Genomic DNA, 20997 nt, shown 5'->3' on the forward strand with positions numbered 1-20997 from the left:
AGAATGTATGAAGACTATTGGAATCTGAAGGCTCGCCCGTTTGAAAATACGGCGATTCCGGCGTTCTATTACCCGGCCGAATCGGCTCAGGGAACGTTGTTGAAGTTGCGGTATGCGGTCGAAAATCGTCGTGGCGCGGCGCTCTTAACCGGTGGCGAAGGCCTGGGCAAAACATTGTTGGCCCAGTTGCTGTTAGAGCAACTACCGGAGGAGTTTACGCCGAAGGTGCATGTGGTGTTTCCGTACATGCCGGCCGATCAACTGTTGGCCTATATTGTGCGTGAACTGGTCGGAGTCGAACAATCGGCGACGTCAACCATTGCTGACAGCGTGCAAGCGATTCGTCGCGGTTTAAGTCAAAACACGCGTGACGGCAAACATGCCGTGCTGGTGATTGACGAAGCGCACCTGGTCGCCGATTTCAGTGCACTCGAAACATTGCGTCTGCTGACTAATCTCGAAACGGATGGGATGCTTGACCTGACGCTGCTGCTGGTCGGCCAGACCGAAATCTTGCCGGCGCTGCGCCGGACTCCTGCTTTTGAAACGCGGTTGGCTGTCAAATGCATGGTCAAACCGCTGACGGCGGACGAAACCGCTTCGTACGTGCTGCATCGCTTGACGACGGCCGGCGCTCGCCGCGAGATCTTTGTGCCGGAGGCGCTGGACCGCTTGCATCAGATCACCAACGGTGCTCCACGGCGGATCAATCGGCTATGTGACTTGGCGCTGTTGATCGCGTTCGCCGAAGAACAATCGGTCATCACGGCGGAGCAAATCGAAGCGGTCCACGAAGAATTGGTCGCGGTCTCGGCGGACTAGTCGTCAGCAATCGACTATTCGCTACAATCTAGCGAGTGAACGCCGCACCGCCACTGCTGGATATCCCCTTAACCGCTCGCCTGTTCTGGCGATCGCTGTTATTGATTGCGGTGTTAGGGTTAGGACTGCGCATGCTGCCATTGGCTGAAAGTCTGTGGCTGGACGAACTGCACTCGGCCTGGACGATCGACGGCGACTGGAGCGATGTCGCGGATCGAGCGCTGCAGGGTAACAATGGTCCCCTCTATTTTTGGGGACTGAAAACATGGGTCGTCCTCTTTGGCGAAGACGAATGGACGTTGCGGATGCCGTCCGTCATTTGCGGTTGCATCACGCTGATCGGAACCGCGATTTTGGTTCGTGATTGGAGCGGGTCAGGCTTGGCTGGTTGCGTCGCTGCGGCGCTAATCGCGCTCGACCGCGATATGATCTTTTACGCGACCGAAGTGCGACCTTACGCGGCGGTTCAACTGGGATGTCTGGCGCTGTTTGCGATCACGATGCGTTTATGGCGCGACTTTGCGCTGCGCGACGCTCTGCTGTGGGTGCTGCTGGCGGCGGTGACGATTCATTTGCATCTGATTGCAGCTCTTTTTGTGGCTGCCTGTCTGCCGCCGCTGATCCTGGCTGCTTGGGGACATGCGGCCGGAAAACGCTTGTTGTGGATGTCGGTCGGGCTGGGGCTGACCCTGCTGCCGCTTGCTGCACAGTTGAGCCTGATCTATGCACGTCGCAGCAATTGGACGATTTTCGTACACAGCGATAACCCCCTGCATATCCTAGAAATTTTGCCGATTATTCCCTTTGGGATTTTGCCTTGGATCATCGGATTGGGCTTGAATCGCCTCTTTCCAAATCGTCAGCGTTTGGAAGGCTGGGGCGCAGCGACAGCCATTTGGATGTGGTCGATCTTCGCCACCATGGCGCCGATTATTGTTGCGTGGAAACTCACCTATTTTCAAATCACGCCGTTGTTTTTGCGTCGTTATTTGATGGGAAGCCAGGCACTGCTCTTCGTCTGGTGCGGATTGAATGTCGCGCGGATTCAGCGGATCGAAGCCAGAGCGGTGATCGCCGCGAGCTTGGTGATTTCCATCTGTTGTTTTCATTTGCCCGATCATTGGACGCAGCAGCGGCGGCAAGATTGGCGCGGCGCTATCGCTCAACTGAACCAGCTGCAACTTCCTCCTGATTCGACGTTGTTGATCGGCTCACGCTTGATCGAATCGGACGACCTAGAGCAGAACGAAGGAAAGTTGGCTGATTACAGTCGCTTGCCGGTCGCTTCTCTCTATCGAAGCCAACATCCATTCAAACAAGTGATCCCACTTGCCTATACCAGTTCCGGCATTCTAAAGCCCTGGCAACAGAAGCTGTTGGCGAAGCCACAGACAATTGTGGTGCTTACTTCCGGCACTCGTCAGATGGCCGATTACCTCGCCGCAGAACTGGTGCAGTCACTGCCGTGGGCATCCGCAGCACGCGTCTTGACTGAGCAGCAGCAACCAGGGATGCAACTGCTGTTGATTACCGACGCCAATCAAGCGGGGCCACCTGCAAGGTAGCGTCGGCTACTGGTTGGCCTGACGCTGTAGTTCTTCTAGTAGATCTTGCAACCGATCAATATCTTCTCTGGTGGTGTCGTCGACGTTTCCGTTTTGCACACGTTCGTGAAGACGTTCGGCTTCTGCTTGTAGCTGACGCACTTGCGTCGGCGGCAAAAGCGGGCGCGGCGGAGCAAACGGACGCATCTCTTGCAGATGCATTTCATGTTGGGCGCGCATCTGGTCAATCATCTGCTGATGCTGGGCTCGCATGCGCTCAAAATGCTCGTCCATCTGTTGCATTGGCTGCGGAAACGGGAGCCCGCCAAAACGCATAGGCAGATTAAACAAGCCTGGACCAGGGCCTTCGACTCCAGGACCGGCCGCAATGAGCATCCGATACTCGTCGTAAACGGCGGCCGCTTGGGGATGTGCAGTGCGCAACGCATCAGCATCCGCCGCACTGGCGACTTTCGCCGCTTGCTCGCCATCTTGCCATTCAATCCGCAGCGCACCGTTTGCGGCTTTGTCGATTTCGACGCGACGATCGCCATCCGTAATTTTGATTTTCTCTTGGCCGTTGTTGCGGACGGTCGACATGTTGAAGTTGCGCCCGCGACCTCCGAATGGATTCATGAAAGGATCCAGTCCCCTCTGATTGGTTCCTCTCCCGAGCGGCATCGCCGGTTGTCGACCCGGAATCGCCTGCGTCGACTCGACGGCAGTTGCGGCCAGCTTGGCGGCAGTTGCATTTTCGCCAGCGGCGATCTTTTGCAGTGCTGTAAGTGCAGCGCTGCTGACATCGCGGTCTTCGCTGGTGGCAAATGATTGCAGAATTTCAATCGACTGCGCAACACGTTCGCCGGCGCCGTCGCGACAGGCATCGGCAAGCGGAGCAATCGCCGCTGCGCCGGAATCCCGTAAAAATTCGGCTGCTTCGCGTCGTTCGGCGAAGGTGTCACTATCCAATTGGCGAATCGCGCTGCGCACGGCTCGATCCGTTGCTGGTGCGGCTGCGGATTGCGACGCTTCCGTGGCAATTGAAGGAGCGCCAGGTTGTGCTAATTTGGGCGGCGCCGATTGTTCTGGTTCGGTGGCCCCGATTGGCAAACTTACCAACACTAGTAGCAAGCAAGCAAAGCTTCGCGGCGACATATCTTAACGCTCCCAATCTGCGTCGATTTGATTGACTATCTCATTAATATAACGCTATCGGGCGGGATGGATAGACATTTATCTGCAATTGCCGCCGTCGACGAATGCGATTGCCGGGCTCTTAATAAAGCCCAGATCGGCGTTCTTTGGCCGGAAGAATTTCGAGACAAGTCGTCCACCACCCGGTTTGGATCGTCTCGATAAACTCTGGCGGAAGTCGTTCGGCGGCCATCTCTTGGCTTAAACGGCGAAAATCATACGCAAGCGGTACAAACTGCCAGCTTATTCCAACCTGCTTATCTATCGTAATGATCGTGTACCAGATTTCGGTTCGGCCATCATTGGGGGGCCGCCCCAGGACTCCTACGTTGACGAACGCTCGACGGTTCGATAGCTCTCGTCCCCAGTGGATGCCGGTGTGAGTCGCCAAGATCAGATCGGCCTGCTGTTGATCTGCAAGCCAGTTTAAAAAGGAGGTCGATGTCGTCGATTGCCATAAAAATTCGTTAGTGCGTCGCGGGCTACCATGACAGAGCAAAATCTGGCGCCCTTCGATCTCCAAACGGATTTCTGCCGGCAACGTGCGTAGATAGGCGCGGTTGACGCTGGACGTGTTTTGCAGCGTATAGTCATAACTGATTTGGGCGAAGTAATTGTCGCGCGGATCGGTGTACCCGCACTGACAATCGTTCAGCCCGCGACCGATCGAGTCGTCATAGTTTCCTCGGACGACGGCGATGTTGTGCTGTTGCAACAGAGGGAACACGCGATCTGGGTGCGGGCCGAAAGCGCCAAGATCCCCCAAGCAAAACATCTGCTCCACGCCACGCTGTTGAGCGTCAACGATCGCGGCTTCCAGCGCTAGATAGTTATTATAGATTCCGCCAAAACAGGCGATGCGCGTCGTCATAGCGTTAGCGGTCTGCTCCCCGCGTGATGGCCGAAGCGGGGTTGGCGCAGATCGAACCAAATTGATAGCACGTAAAACAGGCTCCGTGCGAAACTTCAAACGGAACTAAAGACTCAGCAAGAGTTTGCCCCAGCAGCGCGTCGTGCGACTCGATCAAGATCGGGCAGACATGCACGCCGCGATCCGAGACGACGCGGCTGTTTTCGCAAACCAAGGTGCGCTGATCAAACCCGTCCCACATCTCAGGCGTGATCCGATCATCGGCGGCGTAGCCGCACGAGCGCGAAGCTTCGGCGCCAATTTGCAGCGTCGGTAACAGTTTTATCCGTGGTCGCGTGTACCCTATGGCTTGCAGCGCCGCAGCAAATTGATCGACGGTCGCCGCTTCTTCGCTGTCTGGCCAGGTTTTCACTGCGGTGATGATCGGGAGAAAATCATGTTCTACCAGCAATTGAACGCCGCTCATCGCGCGAGCAAAGGTCCCTTCGCCGCGGATCGGGTCGTTCGTTTCTGGCGAAAATCCATCAATCGAAACGCGGAATTCCAGCGAGTAGATCCCCTGCTCTTCTGCATCACGCAGCCGGCGAAGCCAGTCTGCCTTTAACACGGTGCCGTTGGTTAGCACGGTGACCGGACCGTAAGTGAGCGCCGCAATCAGCATCGGCACAATTTGCGGATGCAGAAACGGTTCACCCCCGGTGAAATAGAACTCTTTTACGCCCAGCTCAGACGCTTCTTGCAAGCGTGACTGCACATCGGCGGGCGAGAGAAACGCGAAACTGTCGTTCTTGGGATGGCAACTGACAAAACAATGCTGGCAAGCCAAATTGCAGCGCAGCCCGGTCACTTGAAACCAAAGCGCATCAAGATGAGACGGAGCGACTTGCGGGTGAAGACCGGCTGGCACGCGAACTCTATGGTTGGTTAGCGGGTAAAAATTGACGGTAGAGATCGAGATTCTCGCGATCTCCGATGATGGTGAACAACTGCCGAATCTGATCGAGGCCATTTTTTATCAGAAACTGCGAGTTACGTCCGTAGCTTTTCGCCCCCAACACATAAAAGTCAGGCTCGGGATTGATCAGCAGCTCGGCTTCGCCTGCCGGTTGGGTGAGACAATCGACGGAACCGGCTTCGAGCAGCTTGGCGGCCAGCTTCAGCGGACCTTCGGTTGCGTAGCAGTAATGCATCTGCAAAGAGCGGGTCAACTCGATGTTGGGGAGAAAGCCGATGTTGGCGATTACCCGATCAAATTCGTGCACGCCTGGATGCTTACCGGCCAGGGTTACCTGAAAGCGATCGCTGTGCGCATCGTAGTGGATCGCTGTCACTGTGGATGACGGCCAGTGCATGACATGCGGTTCGGTATTGGTGGCCAGTTCGTTGGCTTGCAACGCCAAGCGATCGCGTGCTGGCAACGGGTCTTCCGGAAATTGCCGCAACGGGCCAGCAGCGCGCGTCGCCTTTCGCGTGATCCAAGTGGTCTGCGTGTCTAGCGCTTCTCGGGCCAACTGCCCCAGGGCGCAGACGTTGGTCGCCGCCGAGTAGCCAGCGCCGATCACCAGCGTATGTTGGCCAGCGTACTTGTCACGCTCGCCTCCCAAAATGTCGGGCAGTCCGAACTCAATATGCGGGCGAGCCGACTGTTCGCCGAGGGCCGGAACGCCGCCGCAGCCGATCCAACCTGGCTGGCCAAACAGGCCGGTGCAGTCAATCAGCACATCGCTGCGATCGATTTGCTCGCGTCCATCTTGGTCGCGCAGCACGACGACAAAATCGGCGTCGCGGCGCGACTCTTCGTCGACCATGTCGGACTTCGAAAGTCCTGCACGCCCGGCCGCGATTGCAGTCCAGCCGCAGTGGAGACTGTCGGACAATAGGTCCGACTCGGCCAATGGCTGCAAATAGCGATCGACGTACTCCTGGCCGGTCAACAACTCGTCCACTCCAGGCAACTGCAGATCATCCGCAGACTGAGCGGCCAGAGCGCTGCGGGCCAAGGGAGAACTGTTCATGCCAAATGGGCTGAACATCGGGACGCTGCCCCAGCGCCGAATCGATTCGGCGGGACGTCCTTGCTCATAGATCGCGACTTCGTAGCCCAAAAAACGAGCGTAGAGACCAGCTTCGAGACCGATCGGTCCCGCGCCCAGAATCGTGATTTTTGCTGGAGCATCGACAGACATAAAGGAAGCAATCGAAATGGGGGATTCGGAACAGCTGGTCGGTTAGCTCTAGCGTACCGGTTAGCGCGATAATTGGGAACATGCTGCCGGCTGCGGCACACGATCGAGCGGTTTTAGGGGCTTGAATTTTGCGGATGTGGGCAACAAACGGCGATCGTAGACGGGACATCGTTTTTTTGGCCTATTTTTGTAAAGGAATTCTCGAAAATGGGGCAGGTTCCCTCTGATGCTTCGCTTGCGATGCAATGGGGGCTGAACGCAATCAATTGAGCGAAAAATGACTGGTAAAACGGCTCGCGTACTGATCGTGGATGATTCTGCGCTCATGCGTACTCTGATCGCGGATCAATTGGCCGACGCAGATGAAATCGAAGTCTGCGGGACTGCCAAAGATGGCTATCAAGCGCTAAAGCTGCTTGAGCAATTGAAGCCCGACGTGATTACGTTGGACGTGCAAATGCCAGGCATGGATGGTCTCGAAACGCTCGACAAGCTATTGGCCATTCGCCCGATTCCGGTAATTATGGTCAGCGCCATGACTCAGTTGGGCGGTGACATAACGCTCGACGCGCTCGAGCGCGGCGCCTTTGACTATATCGCCAAGCCAGCGGGGATCGCTCAGGCCGAAACGGTGATGCGCGACGAGTTGGTTCGGAAGATTCGGACCGTGGTCGGTACCGACATTTCAAAAGTGATCGAAATCCGACGTGCCCGAGCCGAAACCAGACGCAAGCGTCGCAGCGCCACTGGCCAGCCCATCAAAGCGGTGACACCGCCGAAGCGTTTTGCTCAGGTCGCCGCGCCGCAGGAAGGTGGGTATAAGTGTATCGCCATCGGAATTTCAACCGGCGGACCTCCTGCGCTGACCTCTTTATTTGAAACCTTGCCGGCCGGATTGCCGCCGATCGTGATTGTGCAGCACATGCCCGAGCAATTCACCCGTGCGTTCGCCAACCGACTAAATACGCTCTCCGAAATTCAAGTGAAAGAAGCGGTCACCGGCGACATTTTGGAGTCAGGACATGCCTATGTCGCTCGGGGGGGCAAACATTTAGAAATCCTCCGTCACACCCGCAACCAGTTTCGGCTTGAGGTCTTCGATGGAGATCCTGTCAGCGGGCATCGTCCTTCGGTCGACGTCATGATGCGCTCGGCGTCCAAAGCGTTTGGCGAAGCTTGTCTGGGCGTCGTCATGACTGGGATGGGACGCGATGGCTCGGATGGCTGCAAAGCGATTCGCGCGGCCGGCGGGTATGTCCTGGGGCAAGACGAAGCGAGTTCCGATATTTATGGAATGAACCGGGTCGCGTTTCTAGAAGGGAATGTCGACAAGCAGTTCGACCTGCAAGAAGCAGCGCAGCTGATTGCGCGTGAGAGCAAAAAGATTCGCAGCGGCCAAGTCGCTTCGCGCTAACCGAGCGGTCAGCTGCGATCGACGCGAAATGGCGACAGATCAAAATCGACGTCGACCTTGCGGATCATGCGCCCCAGCAGCACGGCGGTCGCTGGAGAGAGATGCAAGCCGCTGCGAAAATGACCGGCGGCGATGTAGGCGTTGGTGACCCCTGGCATCGCGCCTATATAAGGTATCCCGTCGATACTCGCCGGCCGCAGCCCCGCCCAGGTTTGCAGGCAGACCGCATTGCGTAGCTGCGGGACAAGCGTAGCGGCAAAGTCGTGCAACTCACGCGCGATCTCGGCAGTCGCGGTGCAGTCGAAGCCTGCTTCCTCAACCGTCGATCCGACCAGCACCAATCCGTCCTGACGCGGAACCAGATAACGCGGACCCTCGTTGATCGGCGTCGGCAAGAATCGGGCATCGCCATCCAGCAGCACCATTTGCCCGCGGATCGGTTCGATTTCAGGCGTTTTCGCCGCATGCGAAAAGCCGACCATCGCCAGCAGCGAATCGGTCAAATGTTGCGACCAGGCTCCAGCGGCGATGCAGTAGTTGTCGGCCGTCAGTCGACCTTGATTGGTGACCAATGCGGCGACTTGATCTTGCTGCAATTCAAACTCGATCGCTTCGGTGCTCTCGTGAAACACGACTCCGCGTTGTCGACACGCTTGGTGCAGAGCTTGCAAATGCCGGGGGTTGCGCAAAATCGCTTCATCCGGCAGATGATAGGCGGCGCGCGGTTGAATCTCCGGCGCTAACTGCGGTAAGCGGCGATGGAGTTCTTCGGCAGAGATTCGTTCGACAACGATCCCCTCTTCAACCCATTGGCTCATCGTGGTCGCTAGCGCGGCCGCCTCGCCGGCCTTGCGCGCAATATAGTAGCCTCCGCAACGTTCAAATTGGTTGTCGATCCCGGTCTCTTCCCGCAAACGAATTGACCACTCGGCATGCAGTTGGTGACTGAGGGCTCGTAGTTGTTCTTGCGGTTCGACTGCTTGACCAAGTGTCGCCGGCGGCAGGAGGCCAGCGCCGGCCCATGAGGCCGCTTTGCCGACCGTCGCTTTCTCAAGCAGCGTGACGGACATGCCGTGCGTCGCTAATTCGTAGGCGAGCGAAAGTCCAATAGCACCTCCGCCGATGATCAGGCAATCAACGTGAGCAGCCGAACAGTGGTGGCGAATCGCGTTAGAGTTCACAGCGGCGGACAATCGGTCAGAATCGTAGTCAGTTCAGAGTGTAATCGGCATAAATCAGGCTCAGCACTAGTCTGCGCCAAGTCCGCTTGCAAGCGCTGCAGGTCTTCCCAGGTATCGACATCGTACCAAGTTGGCGTCTGCTGGGTTCGCAGACCCAGCGAGTGACAGCGCTGTAGCGTCTGGGTCAGGACATCCGCCGTGCTCCAGGCAATCTCGGTAAAAAGCAGTGCACAGGGAGACTTTAAACCGATCGCATAGTATCCGCCATCTTCGGCCGGCCCCAGAACCACATCGCATTGATCCAGTTGACGGAATGCTTGTTGCAGAAAATCGATCGGCACATTGGGACTGTCCGAGCCAATCAACACCGCCCGAGTCGCACCACCACCCAGAGTGGTCGAGAAAAAGTGGGCGATCCGGTCCCCCAACGAACCCGAGGTCTGCGGCTCTATTTTCCAGGCGTCGCCAGCTAGCGCGGCAAAAGCATCGCCGGCGTCCGATGGAGCATAGCTAAGGACCCGCTGGTCACCGAGTGACTGTAAACGCTGGACAGCGGTGCGCACAAATTGGTGATGAACCGCAGCTGCCGCTGGCAACCCGATAGTGGCGCCAAGTCGCGTTTTTACATCGCCGGCGCGCCAATACTTGGAGAAAATGCCGAGGACTTCCATCGCCTAGGCTTCTACCGCGGCAAGTAGTCGACGAAGCAGCATTTCGTTAACTCGACCGCGAAAGCGGACTTTGCCATCCATTTCGACAACCGGGATGCAACAACCGTACTTTTGGGTAAGTTCTGGAAAATCGTCGATGTTGACCAGCTCTGGTGAGATGCCGTGCCGGATCAAGATTTGTTCGGCATCTTCGCACAAATGACAACCGGGTCGTGTATACAATCGAGTGTGGGGAGCAGTCATGATTCGCTTCGCAGTAGTAAGGTATGTTAAGATTCGACAGGGGTGCGAAGGGAGGCCTTCCTTGGCTTTTCAATTGGAACACGAAATGACGGCCAGGAAAATAACCGTATAATTTTGACGATGTCAGGCCGAAACGCATTTATTTATACTGCGTAAATCAAGCAGCATTCGCTTCAGCACCGGAAGCAGCGCTTCGTAATGATTAACTGGGCTCGCTATGGGTAACGTTGACTCCGAAAAATTCATTGAACTTGCTGGGCGATCGCAGCTGATCCACCCCACGCAGTTTGAACAGGCCGTGGCCGAATTACGCGCTGAGAACGGCGGAGAATTACCGGAGGATGTGGATCAAGTCGCCGATTTCTTCATCCACAAAAACTACATTACCACTTGGCATCGAGAAAAAATCCTGCAAGGCAAATACAAAGGTTTTTTCCTCTCCAAGTACAAACTGCTCGGCCATTTGGGGACCGGCGGTATGAGCAGCGTCTATCTGGGCGAACATACAGTCATGCAGCGCAAAGTAGCCATCAAAGTGCTGCCGCGCAACCGTGTCAAAGATTCATCCTATCTAGGGCGTTTTCATTTAGAAGCTCAAGCGGCCGCTCAACTGGATCATCCCAATATTGTGCGCGCTTTTGACGTCGACAACGAAGGGGACACCCATTACATCGTGATGGAATATGTACCCGGTTGTGATTTGCAGATTCTGGTCCGCGAAAAAGGTGCGCTCCCTATCGAACTGGCGGCTGAGTACATCGCTCAAGCGGCCGAAGCGCTCGAGCATGCCCATCAGAGGGGGATTATTCATCGCGATATTAAGCCTGCGAACTTGTTGCTGGACCCCAGCGGCATCGTCAAAGTGCTCGACATGGGGTTGGCCCGCTTCACACGCGATGACGCGACCAGCCTAACGATCGCCAATCAAGAGAGCGTGCTGGGAACGGCCGACTATCTTTCTCCCGAGCAAGCAGTCAACAGTCACAAGGTCGACGGTCGCGCCGATCTCTACAGCCTGGGCTGTTCTCTCTATTATCTGTTGGCGGGGCACCCTCCGTTTCCAGAGGGAAGCTTGGCTCAACGGATCGCAAAGCACCAGACGATCATGCCAGAGAAGATCCGGAAGATCCGCCCCAGTGTTCCGGCGTCTCTGGCGAAGATCTGCGAAAAGCTGATGATGAAAAAGCCGGAGCAGCGGTATCAGTCGGCCAAAGAAGTGGGCGAAGTGTTACGCAACTGGCTAGTGCAGCGCTGCAGCGGGGGGGAAGAAGAGTCGACTGCCGCCAGCGACGAGATCGAGCTTCGTCTGGCTCGGAACGAAGAGAACCGCCTGCGGAGCGAAGGCGAGAAGACCAGTATCATTCCCTCTTCGATGCCGCGCGTCGCCGAACTGTTGGAAGAGGGGGACGAGCACAACACGGAAACGGTCCGTGGCCAGCGAGTCGAGACCGATGCAGGCCTCTCTGGCAAGAACCGCAGTAAGTCGTCTTTGCCGGTTGCCCGCGCCTTGGACGACGATTTGATTGCGTCGCTGTCTGATCCTGGCGCTAGCGGGGTTTTGGACATCTCGTTTAACGAACCGACGCCGGCGGTCAATGAAAACAGTCGGACTTTGATTTCACGCGACGGGTTACAACTGCGCGTGAATGAGAAACCCACGACGCGCGACAAGAAGTCACGTAAAGCCGGCAGTGCGCAACGTGGTAGGCGCGATAACTTTGCTGGGATCCCGATGTCTATCTGGATCCCGATGTCTATCTGGATCACGATTGGCTTGCTGGTTTTGCTGATCGTCGCCGGAATCATTGCTGTGATGATGCAAACCCCTCCAGAGCAACCTCCGCCAGTCCAACCGCGCAGGAATGGGTTCCAGACGACGAGTACAGCTGCGCCGATCGTACCGAGCTGCCTTGTTGGGTAGGGTATTTTGTAGCACTTGTGGGTGGCTTGCATTTGCCTGGACTTGGCGATTTGTCATCTTTCGACCGGCCGTTCTGGCTGTCCTGTACGGCGTAAGCTATTGTTATTTAGTAACTTACGCATATTGCTTGAAATCGTGGTCGCTGTCCACGTACCATAGGTGAGTCGAGCCGCAGGGACGCTAACGACCAAGTCAGCGTTACTGCGATCTCCTCAAGGTCGAGCACGCCAAGCAATCCCGTTTTCGTACATCAAGTTCGCTGCGGACGTTTTTCCGATTCCCAAAAGTCAGACGCATGGCGCGATCCAACCACAACAAGCTGATTCGAGCGAAGTCGAAACGCGTGGCGATTCCGCGCGACTTTCGTACCGTCGGTCAACTTGGCAAGCGCGGACGCGGCGAAGCGGCAAGCTCTAACGAAACCGGCTTTTTCTCTCCGCCAGAAGATTGGCATGAACCGCAGGGAGATACCGGGACCGGATATCGCGTTGTGACGCAAGATCCCGGCGAAGGTTTCGTCCATGTGGTGACCGAGCAAGACATTCGCGATCGGCTCGCACAACTGCCGGCCTGGATGATTCAACCGTTAGAGGTCATTCAGCTAAGTCGTTTAACTCGTAAGAAGTTAAGCTTCCCCTGTTACGGCATGCAATGGGGCTCCGCGCTGTATCTTTACCCAATGGACGAAGGACTGGTTGAGTATTTCTTCTCGCCTCCGCGCCCTGCGCAGGTGGTGGAAGCCAAGATGTACGGAGCGACTTGGGAAGAAGCGGGTGAGTCCGAATGGCGGTTGAACTGGACGAAGGAAGCGATTCGCGACTTTTACTTGAACAACGTGCTGATTCATGAGTTGGGCCATCTGCTCGACCACCGCAATACGAGCTATATCGATCGCGAGCGTTATGCCGAGTGGTTCGCCATAGAATATGGGTACAAACCGACGCGCCGCGAATCCTTGGCGGCTCAAGCGGCGAAAAAGGTTGTCCGACGCCATCATTCCAGCTGATGCGGCCGGTTTTCGGGTACTACAATTGCTTGTACCGTAATTTCTAGGTACATCGTGGGCGATTTCTGAGTACAACTAAAGCCAGACAACGCTACGGAAGAGTGCGCTTCTAACGCGGTGCATCCACCCGATTCAACTAGTTTAGATTGCTGCCTAAGGGGCCAAGATGAGAGCCGTTCACCTGTTGGCGAGATTTGCGGCCTGTGCCGCCGTGCTGGCCTGCTTGTTGCCGATTCACGCGGCTTTCGCCGCACCCACGGATGAGCAACGCAACGAAGTTCGCGATCTGAAAGTCGAAATCCGCAAAGCGTCGAACTTTCTGAAACAGGGCAAAGTGGCCGAATCGACCCAAACGGTCAAGTTGATCGTCGAGCGATTGCAGCGGCTAGAAGGGGTAGATCCCGAACTGCAAGAGTCGGTAGATCAACTGTTTGCGTCCCTAGCGCCGGCTCACGCGTTTCTCGAATTAGAAGGGGTGACCCTGCCCCGAATGCGTAACGCCGCGGTTGCCGAGCCCACCATGATGGCCCCGGCCGCACCGGGGACGCCTGCTCCGGCGGCTAGTTCGTTGCCGACGACGTTCCCGGCGACCAACGTTAGTTTTACCAAACACATCGCACCCATTTTGGTCGCGCGCTGCGGCAATTGTCATGTGAATCAGGCCCGCGGCGGTTTTAGCTCTTCCAGTTACGAAGTCTTGATCAAAGGCCCTGCTGAAGGAGTGGTCCTTTTTCCTGGCCAAGATGGAGGCCGCTTGGTGGAAGTGATCGAATCAGGCGACATGCCGCGCGGCGGTCAAAAAGTGTCTGCCAACGAATTTGCCGCTTTGAAGACCTGGATCAAAGAAGGCGCCAAGTTTGACGGTACCGACCCGAAAGCCAATCTGGCGACGGCAACTCCTGGGGCTGCTCCGGCGCCGATGACTCGATTAGAGGTAGCCAGCGCTAGCGGCAACGAGAAGATCAGCTTTGGCCGCGACATCGCGCCGGTGTTGGTCGCACGATGCACCAGTTGCCACGACCAGCGAAATCCTCCCGGCAACTTTAGCTTGGCCAACTTTCAAACGCTGCTGCGCGGCGGCGACAGCGGTGCTCCGGTTTCGCCCGGCAAGCCCAACGAAAGCTTGATGATTCAGCTCTTCAAAGCGCCAGACCCTGCGGATCGGATGCCGCGTAATGGTCCTCCGCTGACCGACCAGCAGATCAAAAATTTTGAAACTTGGATCGCCGAAGGCGCCAAGTTTGACGGTGACGCGCCAACCTCTTCGATGCAGCGCGTGGCCGCCTATAGCTTCGCCAAAAATGCGACGCATGACGAGCTGGCGAAAGCACGCGAAGCGACCAGCATCGCCAAAAAGCAGTTGGGACTGCCGGGAGTCGAGATGGCGACCTCGGATCGCAAAGAAGTATTCGTCATGGGAACCTTGGGGCAAGAAGCGAATGATGAGTTCGCCGATCAAGCCGAGAAAGCAGCCGACGACGTCCGTCGCATCTTGAAGGCGCCTGCCGGTACGCCGCTGGTCAAAGGCCGAGTCACCCTCTTCTTGGTCAAAGCGAAATACGACTACAACGAGTTCAGCAAGATGGTCGAACGTCGCGACGTTCCACCCACTTGGCAAGGACATTACTGGTATGACGTGACCGATGCTTACGGAGTCGTGCAGTTGCCGGTCAATGATGCGTACAACCTGGACGCAATGTTCGGTCAGATCATCGCCAGCAACTACATAGCGAGCCTCAATACGCCTGATTGGTTCTCTGACGGCGTGGGCCGCGTTGTCGCTTCACGGATTTCTGGCAAGGATCCCCGCGTCGTCGCTTGGACCAATGAGTTGGCGTCGGCGGCAGGAGCGATGAAAAAGCCGGCTGACTTTGTCGAGATGAAACTGGCTCCGGATCAAAACGGCGCCGTCAGCTTCGCCTTTTTAAAGTCGCTGATGGGACGCAGCGCCCAGTTTGACGGGCTGATGCTGGCGCTGCGAAAAGGAATGCCGTTCGACCAGGCGTTTGCCGGTGCTTACGGAAAACCTCCTGCGGAAGTCGCCACCGCCTGGGTCGCCGCTGGCGGTCGGTAGGCTGGCGCTTGTTGATCGTTCGCTAGTCAGGTGGCATGCTCTTGCGGCGCAGACGCTGTAAGAGCAATTCGCTTGGCGAAAGATCGCTCGACTAAGCAGCCGCTTGGTCGTCGTGCTGCACATGGCTAGGCAGTTGCGAAGCCGTGGATGTTTTGATCGGTAAGAGCTTTGCGTCGACCGCGCTATCGCCCAACTGCTGAAAACGCCGCTTCCAGTGCGAAGCGAGAAAGTACTGACGATAAATCATCGCCAGATCGCCGATCGCCATTAGAAAGTGTTGCGGTTTTAGCTTGGAGCCTGGGATCTCTTGCCACGACTCGAGCGGTAGTTCGTAGATCGATTGGCGAGCTGTCACCGCATCGCTGGCGATCCGAAGTCGCGCAAAGACCTCGACATCAAAAATCCAGCGTGACAAAAACGGGTCGGTAAACAGAAACCGCGCAAGTTGGTTGTTGCGGATCAGCTTGGCCCCGCATTGCGTATCGCGAATTGACATGCCAAGCACGGCCGACGCAACGCTGGCGAAACCGCTGCCGAGGAAGCGGCGAATCCGGTTGCGGCGGATCGCATGGCCGGCCAACGGCAAGCGAACTCCGATCGCCATTTGAATCTGGGGATGTTCGGTGAGCGCAACCAGCAGACGCTGGCATTCACGCAGAGGAGTCGCGAGATCGGCGTCTAGGAAACCGACGAAGTCAGCTTCCTGCTCGATAGCGTGCAGCATGCCGACGCGCACCGCTTCGGCTTTTCCTTGATTAAACGGCAGATCAATCGCGGTGAACTGAGAGGCTTGCTGCTGGGCGAACTGGTGCAAGATCTCGCTGGTAGCGTCAGAACTGCCGTCGTTGACAAACAGAAAGTGGATCTCTTGGTGGGCGACGGCAAAAGCATCGAAGGCCGCCAGATCGATGCGATCCGCTTCGTTGTAGCACGGGATGACGAACAAAGTTTTCGGCACGCGATCAGCCAATCAAAGGAGCACGGTGGCGCAAAGGTGCAAGGTAGAGTCAGTGGGTTTCGGTCTGGGATTGCTTCGCCATATGCAGCGGGGTTTGCGGTTGAATGATGGCGATGCCGATACGCAGCGGAGGACGATTGGGATTCTTGGACCAAGCGAACTCCAACGGTTGCAAGATTTCGGCGTTGGGATAATATTCTTCGATTTGCATTTCGTAATCCACATCGGCGGTCGCTGATTCCCAGACGATGATTCCGCCTTCAGACTCCCAGGCATCCAGGTCGGTCCACGGCGGCAAATCATGATCAAGCTCGGCCGAGATCGATGGTCGCCCCGGGTGATAAACGCTGATATTGGCGGCTAGCCACCAATCGCCGCCCAGATTTTCTAGCGGCGCCGTGCTGCGATCGTTCCAGATAGCCTCGACTAGTGTGGCCAGTTGTTCGCCGGGATAATCAACCCGCAGTGGTGACTTGACTAGGCCATCGCCGATCAAGTTTCGTGCGCCTAATCCGGCGGCGAAGAGTACGCCGGTCAGTACCGAGGCGTAGATCGTGCGACGAATCAAAGCGGGAGTCGGATGAACCTCGAGCCACGCGAACAACAGCACGCCGAGGTACGTGAACATCGACGCGCCCCACATACTGCGAAGGTGAGCGCCGGTAAGCAACGAATACCCCAGGGCCAAGCCGAGCGGTCCCAGCACAATCCAAGCCAGATAGGTGCGCGTGAATTGCGCTGACGAATCGACCGTTTTGATTCTCCAACGCCAGCCAAGTAGGATAGTCGCTAGCAACAACGTAGCAGCGACCGCACCCAACTGGGCGCCCAAAAATTCGGCCGGATGTTCTAGATGCGAAAGCCAAGAAGCCTGCGTCGAAGAGCGAGTTGCAATGTAGCGCAGCGTGGCGAAGTCGTTCGAGACTAACCACCAAAGATGCGGCGCCGCTAGCAGTAGAGATACGCCGGTCAAGAGATACGGACCAGGCGTTCGCCAGCAAGCCCGAGCACGCTGATTGATGACGGAAAACAGCAGCGTCGCCGCCAACAGCAGCGCCGCGTCATATTTAGAGAGGATCGCCGCAGCCAGAAAAACGCCGGCGGCGCCCCAATCGACTAGGCGATTTCGTGCAATGCCGTAGTAGGCGAACAGAATGAACAACGCCCAGCAGGCCTTGGCCATGATGTTGTTGTTGAACTCAGGCGTCGTGCAGTTGTAGTAGATGCTTCCTTCCAGCACGACGACTGCCGCCAGCGCCAAACCGGGAGAAAGGATCTCGCGTCCCAGTTTCCACGCTGCCCAGAAACAAGCGACGATGCAGAGTTGGCTCAACAAATAGGTGGACCAAACAGGTTCGCCGGGCAGATACGAGGCTGCTTCGGCCGCCCAGGCGGGCAGCGGCGGATGTTTGGGATAGCCCCACTCCCACTCATGTCCCCAATTGAGCATTTCGACGTTGTCGAGCGGTCCATTGGCCTGTGTGAAAAAGGGGACGGCAGTCCACAGAAGCAAGTGCCCGACCGCAAAGACCCAGAACCAACGCACGGTTGGATCAGTGGAATTGGTTGTTGGAGGGGCGTTCATCGCGTCGAGCCAGAATCAGAATGCGGCATGGCCCCAAAGGGGCGCAGATCTCTTATTTGCACTAACTTGTAGAGCGAAATCAGAAAAGATGCCAGAGCAATTTGACTGCAAGCTAGCGTTGCTGAACTGCTAGCGACGATGGCCTGTCGCCTAGTAGCGTTTTCTGGCGTCCGAGATTGACTGCTACGGTCGCAAGCCCCACGCAGGCAACAAGTAGAAGATGGCGAAAGCGATCGCCAAAATCATCAGTACGATGCTGCCGATCTGGTAGAGGGCGATGTTGCGCAGGTTGCTTGCTCCACTGCGGACATTGAACCCGCGTTGGCAACGCTGGCAGACGGCATGCGACAAAAGCCAAGGGCCGACGTAGCCTCCCCAGTGGGTGAAATAGGGACGCTGATAGTCGGACTCGCCGCAGTAGGGACAGATGCCGGGGCCGCGAACTTCGTATTCTTCAGGGGCATCCGTCGGCGACTGAAATGGGTTTTCGGTCAATATGTCATGCCGCTGGCGACTCATAAGCGTTCATCACCATGGGATGTCGCCGGGAGAATGACCGGTAGAGAAAACGGCCCGCGATTTATCGGGCCGTTTTCGGATTTGCGGAAGATCACGGCTGATTAGTGGTGATGGTGATCTTCGATTTTGCCTTTGGCTTCTTTGCCGTCGACATCAAACGTGACGACCGCGTCGACTTCTTCCGAGGTGAGGATGGTCGCGGCCAGCGGGTCGGTCAAGACAAATTTGGCGGTAGTCTCGGCGCCTTCGGCACGCTCGGCTTTGGCCGAAACTTCTTTGGTCTCTCCACCGGTGGTCAGCTTGATGGTGAGCGCTTCGGCGGCGATCGGGGCTTCTTTCTTGGCGTCGGCGTCAAGAATGAAGAAGGTGATTACTTTTTCCGCGTCCGCGGCCGGCTTGCCTTCGTCATGGACCCATTCCAGGTGATAAGCGGCGCCATCTAGTTCGACGATGTGTCCGCCGTTGGGGCCGATCTCGCCGTGATCGTGTCCGGCATGTTCGTCATGATCATGGTCGTCGTGGTCGTGATCCTCATGATCATGGTCATCAGCGGCGGGAGGATTCGACGTGTTGCAGCCGATCGACATGGTGGCGCTAAAGCCGCAAATCGCCGCAGCCAGCAGCAGCCCAGTGAGGGAGATACGCATTCGATGAATTTCCTTGGAGCAAGTGAAATCAGCGCTGGGAAAACGCTATGTGCAATTCAATGTCATCTAGGATAACGAATTCGCCGTGGTAATAAAGCCGACACTTGCCGACGCTTGACGATTATAGATCGAGACCCGCTTGCGGAGCGACGGCGACAGGTCCTGCTTTGACCAGAAACGGCTGCAAGTGCGAATCGTCGGCCCCGGAGATCCGATTGCGCGAGGTCGCAAAGTATTTGCGGGCGGTGTCGACTTGCCCATCCATATACAGCACGATCCCCACATCAAACAGATAGTCGGCGTTATTGGGATCATTCAGCGTCCGACGAGCGATTCCTTCCAACATCGAGTTCTTCGCCAGTGGTACGCCGGCGTATAGTTCGTCCAGATGGAAGTTGGTCGTAAAGATGTAAGCTGGCTCCAACTGCATTCCCCGCTTGAACGCTTCGGCCGCTTCTTCCATCCGACCAGTCGCCAGATAACCGAGACCTAGGCGAAATTGGGGGGCAGCCAGATCAGGCGCCGCAGCGACGGCGTCTCTATATTTCGCCATCGCTTCATGAATACGTTGCTCTTTGAACAAGCGATCACCAAAGCCGACATAGCGTGCTGCTCTTTCGCGGGCCGCCGGTAGCGAAGCTTCGGGAAGGCCTGGGTCTTGCCGCTCACCCATCGCCAAGCGAACTAACTCTGGCGAGAGTGTTGGATAGGTCGGATTGGGCAGGTCGGTTAGGTTTTCGTTAAGCAGCGGGCCCATCGCAAAGTTGCGACTAACTCCTAAAAACTGCTTGATCGCCTGCGGTCCCCACCGCAACTCCGCAGGTTCGTGCGGTGGAAGAAAGTACTCGGTGTAATTACTGCTCGGTTGATAGTAGACGCCGTAGGGAGAGAAGTAATTGTTGGCCGTAACGGTCGATTGGTAATAGTTGGGGGTCCACCCCGAATTAAATCCGCTGTAGCCCCAACCGCCATACGGCTGTAGTCCGCCGTAACCATAGCCAAACCCAGGATAGCCCGAAAAGCTGGTGAAGCTAAAGCCAGGGCTGTAGAAGCCGAAATTGCCGAACCCGATATTGCGAGAGCCGCCCCCGCTCCAGCCGCCCCCATTCCAACCATGGGAGTGATGCCCATGAGAATCATGGTGATGGCCGCTATACCCTCCACGATGTTGCGCAGTCGCATCGCTGGGCATGCTGATGAGCGCGATCAAGGCCAGCATCAGCCAGGGTACAGGGTTACTAAACATCGTCTTACCTTCCGCCATGGAAATCAGGAAGCGGTAAATCCCGCTTCCTCTATTATCTTAACAACGGAAGATCTCGACAAGTAAAATCGCTGGTCCGATCCAGGTTAATCGAACGGTGATCTACTCCAGAGATGCTTCAGCACCTGCTTCGCCTTCTTCTTGTTCCAGCGCATATTCATAAACGAGCCCATAAGCTTCCAGCTGGGTGATCTCGTATTCGTCGGCGATTTCTGCGGCCAATTCGGTTAGGTCGATGACGGTCATCGTTAGGGTTCCTTGCAAAAACTAAGGGGGTGAGTTTTAAAGTTGATCAGTGCGGAGCGGCGTCGATCGCTTGCGATTCGAGCATCCAAAGTTGTTTTTCCAGGGTTCGACAGATCCCGATCAACAAGTCTTGACTGATCAGATCGTCGTCGCCGATTGTTTTGATTCTGAGTCGTAGCGAAGTGGAGCAGGTCGCCATTTGGTCTGAGATTAGGCGAATTGCTTCCTGAACGTTGACGATGCCCTCTGGAAAAGCTGCGAGCTCAGACGATTGGACGATCGTGTTGGCGCGACCATCCGCCGCAACGCCGATTGCGGCGATACGCTCCGCAATTTCGTCGCTCGCATCGCGGGCAGCGGCGATAATCTCATCCAGGTGCAAGTGGACCGCGCGAAAACCTAACCCTCGTAGATTCCAGTGAGCCTGCTTGGCCTGCAAAGCCAAATCGATCTGATCGACCAGGGAGCTTTGCAGCTGCTTGGCGACTTGATCGCGTGTGTTGGAGGGCAAAATTTCTCGTTGCGTTGTAATGGTGGCCATGGTCTTGCTCAGAGATGGGGTGAATGATTGTTGGAGGGGATACGGATAGAGCAACGCAGCACGCATGCCGAACGTCGAGAAATTATGCTCGGAGACTCGTTAGGATCAGA

At 56.5% G+C, this 20997-nt stretch carries 20 protein-coding genes; 6 read left to right on the plus strand and 14 right to left on the minus strand.

Translation table 11 applies throughout. The features are described 5' to 3' along the window. Positions 1-3: 3 nt before the first annotated feature. Together SH421x_RS09650 and SH421x_RS09655 are read left to right on the plus strand one after the other, a co-directional pair. Positions 4-822 carry an ExeA family protein gene (locus tag SH421x_RS09650; protein WP_488855260.1) on the plus strand — a complete coding sequence of 273 codons (819 nt, stop codon included), beginning with the start codon at positions 4-6 and terminating at the stop codon, positions 820-822. 35 nt (positions 823-857) lie between these two features. Next, positions 858-2387: a hypothetical protein gene (locus tag SH421x_RS09655; protein WP_488855261.1), complete on the plus strand. Its 1530-nt coding sequence runs from the start codon at positions 858-860 to the stop codon at positions 2385-2387. Between the two features lie 6 nt (positions 2388-2393). Here the strand turns inward: SH421x_RS09655 and SH421x_RS09660 are convergent, their stop codons facing one another. The 4 genes from SH421x_RS09660 to SH421x_RS09675 form a co-directional block, all read right to left on the minus strand. Further along, positions 2394-3521 (minus strand): hypothetical protein, encoded by a 1128-nt coding sequence (locus tag SH421x_RS09660; protein WP_488855262.1) that lies wholly within the window; start codon positions 3519-3521, stop codon positions 2394-2396. Positions 3522-3642: 121 nt separating this feature from the next. Beyond that, positions 3643-4431: a metallophosphoesterase family protein gene (locus SH421x_RS09665; RefSeq protein WP_488855263.1), complete on the minus strand. Its 789-nt coding sequence runs from the start codon at positions 4429-4431 to the stop codon at positions 3643-3645. 4 nt (positions 4432-4435) lie between these two features. Further along, positions 4436-5338: a radical SAM protein gene (locus tag SH421x_RS09670; RefSeq protein WP_488855264.1), complete on the minus strand. Its 903-nt coding sequence runs from the start codon at positions 5336-5338 to the stop codon at positions 4436-4438. 7 nt (positions 5339-5345) lie between these two features. Continuing rightward, the gene (locus SH421x_RS09675) at positions 5346-6617 is read right to left on the minus strand and encodes an NAD(P)/FAD-dependent oxidoreductase (RefSeq protein ID WP_488855265.1); all 1272 of its coding nucleotides are present in this window, start codon (positions 6615-6617) and stop codon (positions 5346-5348) included. A 277-nt stretch (positions 6618-6894) separates the two neighbouring features. Here SH421x_RS09675 and SH421x_RS09680 point away from each other — a divergent pair, with 277 nt between their 5' ends. After that, complete coding sequence (locus SH421x_RS09680) at positions 6895-8031, plus strand: protein-glutamate methylesterase/protein-glutamine glutaminase (RefSeq protein WP_488855266.1); 1137 nt, start codon at positions 6895-6897, stop codon at positions 8029-8031. 8 nt (positions 8032-8039) lie between these two features. On the opposite strand, the gene thiO is transcribed toward SH421x_RS09680, so the two are convergent. The 3 genes from thiO to SH421x_RS09695 are packed head-to-tail and all read right to left on the minus strand — an operon-like array spanning position 8040 to position 10126. Then, positions 8040-9224, minus strand: a complete 1185-nt coding sequence (gene thiO / locus SH421x_RS09685) for a glycine oxidase ThiO (protein WP_488855268.1) — start codon at positions 9222-9224, stop codon at positions 8040-8042. After that, a complete protein-coding gene (locus SH421x_RS09690) occupies positions 9209-9883 on the minus strand; it encodes a TIGR04282 family arsenosugar biosynthesis glycosyltransferase (protein ID WP_488855269.1) in 675 nt (224 codons plus the stop codon). Before SH421x_RS09690 ends, thiO begins: the two co-directional genes overlap by 16 nt. Positions 9884-9886: 3 nt before the next feature. Further along, positions 9887-10126, minus strand: coding sequence for a glutaredoxin family protein (locus SH421x_RS09695; protein ID WP_488855270.1), 240 nt, complete (start codon positions 10124-10126; stop codon positions 9887-9889). 217 nt (positions 10127-10343) lie between these two features. Here SH421x_RS09695 and SH421x_RS09700 point away from each other — a divergent pair, with 217 nt between their 5' ends. The 3 genes from SH421x_RS09700 (at position 10344) to SH421x_RS09710 (ending at position 15127) form a co-directional block, all read left to right on the plus strand. Beyond that, on the plus strand, positions 10344-12047 hold the full coding sequence (locus tag SH421x_RS09700; RefSeq protein WP_488855271.1) for a serine/threonine protein kinase: 1704 nt from the start codon (positions 10344-10346) through the stop codon (positions 12045-12047). Positions 12048-12342: 295 nt separating this feature from the next. Further along, positions 12343-13053, plus strand: coding sequence for an ImmA/IrrE family metallo-endopeptidase (locus tag SH421x_RS09705; protein WP_488855272.1), 711 nt, complete (start codon positions 12343-12345; stop codon positions 13051-13053). A 166-nt stretch (positions 13054-13219) separates the two neighbouring features. Further along, a complete protein-coding gene (locus SH421x_RS09710; protein WP_488855273.1) occupies positions 13220-15127 on the plus strand; it encodes a c-type cytochrome domain-containing protein in 1908 nt (635 codons plus the stop codon). 91 nt (positions 15128-15218) lie between these two features. Here the strand turns inward: SH421x_RS09710 and SH421x_RS09715 are convergent, their stop codons facing one another. From SH421x_RS09715 to dps, 7 genes are all read right to left on the minus strand, one after another. Then, positions 15219-16085 carry a dolichyl-phosphate beta-glucosyltransferase gene (locus tag SH421x_RS09715; RefSeq protein WP_488855275.1) on the minus strand — a complete coding sequence of 289 codons (867 nt, stop codon included), beginning with the start codon at positions 16083-16085 and terminating at the stop codon, positions 15219-15221. A gap of 49 nt (positions 16086-16134) precedes the next feature. Next, entirely contained in the window at positions 16135-17670 is a 1536-nt protein-coding gene (locus tag SH421x_RS09720; RefSeq protein WP_488855277.1) for a glycosyltransferase family 39 protein, read from the minus strand. A 183-nt stretch (positions 17671-17853) separates the two neighbouring features. Next, positions 17854-18189, minus strand: a complete 336-nt coding sequence (locus tag SH421x_RS09725) for a hypothetical protein (protein ID WP_488855278.1) — start codon at positions 18187-18189, stop codon at positions 17854-17856. Between the two features lie 101 nt (positions 18190-18290). Beyond that, complete coding sequence (locus SH421x_RS09730) at positions 18291-18836, minus strand: hypothetical protein (protein ID WP_488855279.1); 546 nt, start codon at positions 18834-18836, stop codon at positions 18291-18293. 121 nt (positions 18837-18957) lie between these two features. Next, positions 18958-20082, minus strand: coding sequence for a tetratricopeptide repeat protein (locus tag SH421x_RS09735; RefSeq protein WP_488855280.1), 1125 nt, complete (start codon positions 20080-20082; stop codon positions 18958-18960). A gap of 120 nt (positions 20083-20202) precedes the next feature. Beyond that, positions 20203-20346: a hypothetical protein gene (locus SH421x_RS09740; protein WP_488855282.1), complete on the minus strand. Its 144-nt coding sequence runs from the start codon at positions 20344-20346 to the stop codon at positions 20203-20205. A gap of 46 nt (positions 20347-20392) precedes the next feature. Continuing rightward, a complete protein-coding gene (dps, locus tag SH421x_RS09745) occupies positions 20393-20887 on the minus strand; it encodes a DNA starvation/stationary phase protection protein Dps (protein WP_488855284.1) in 495 nt (164 codons plus the stop codon). Between the last annotated feature and the right edge of the window lie 110 nt (positions 20888-20997).

This window comes from Blastopirellula sp. SH421, from assembly GCF_057808535.1.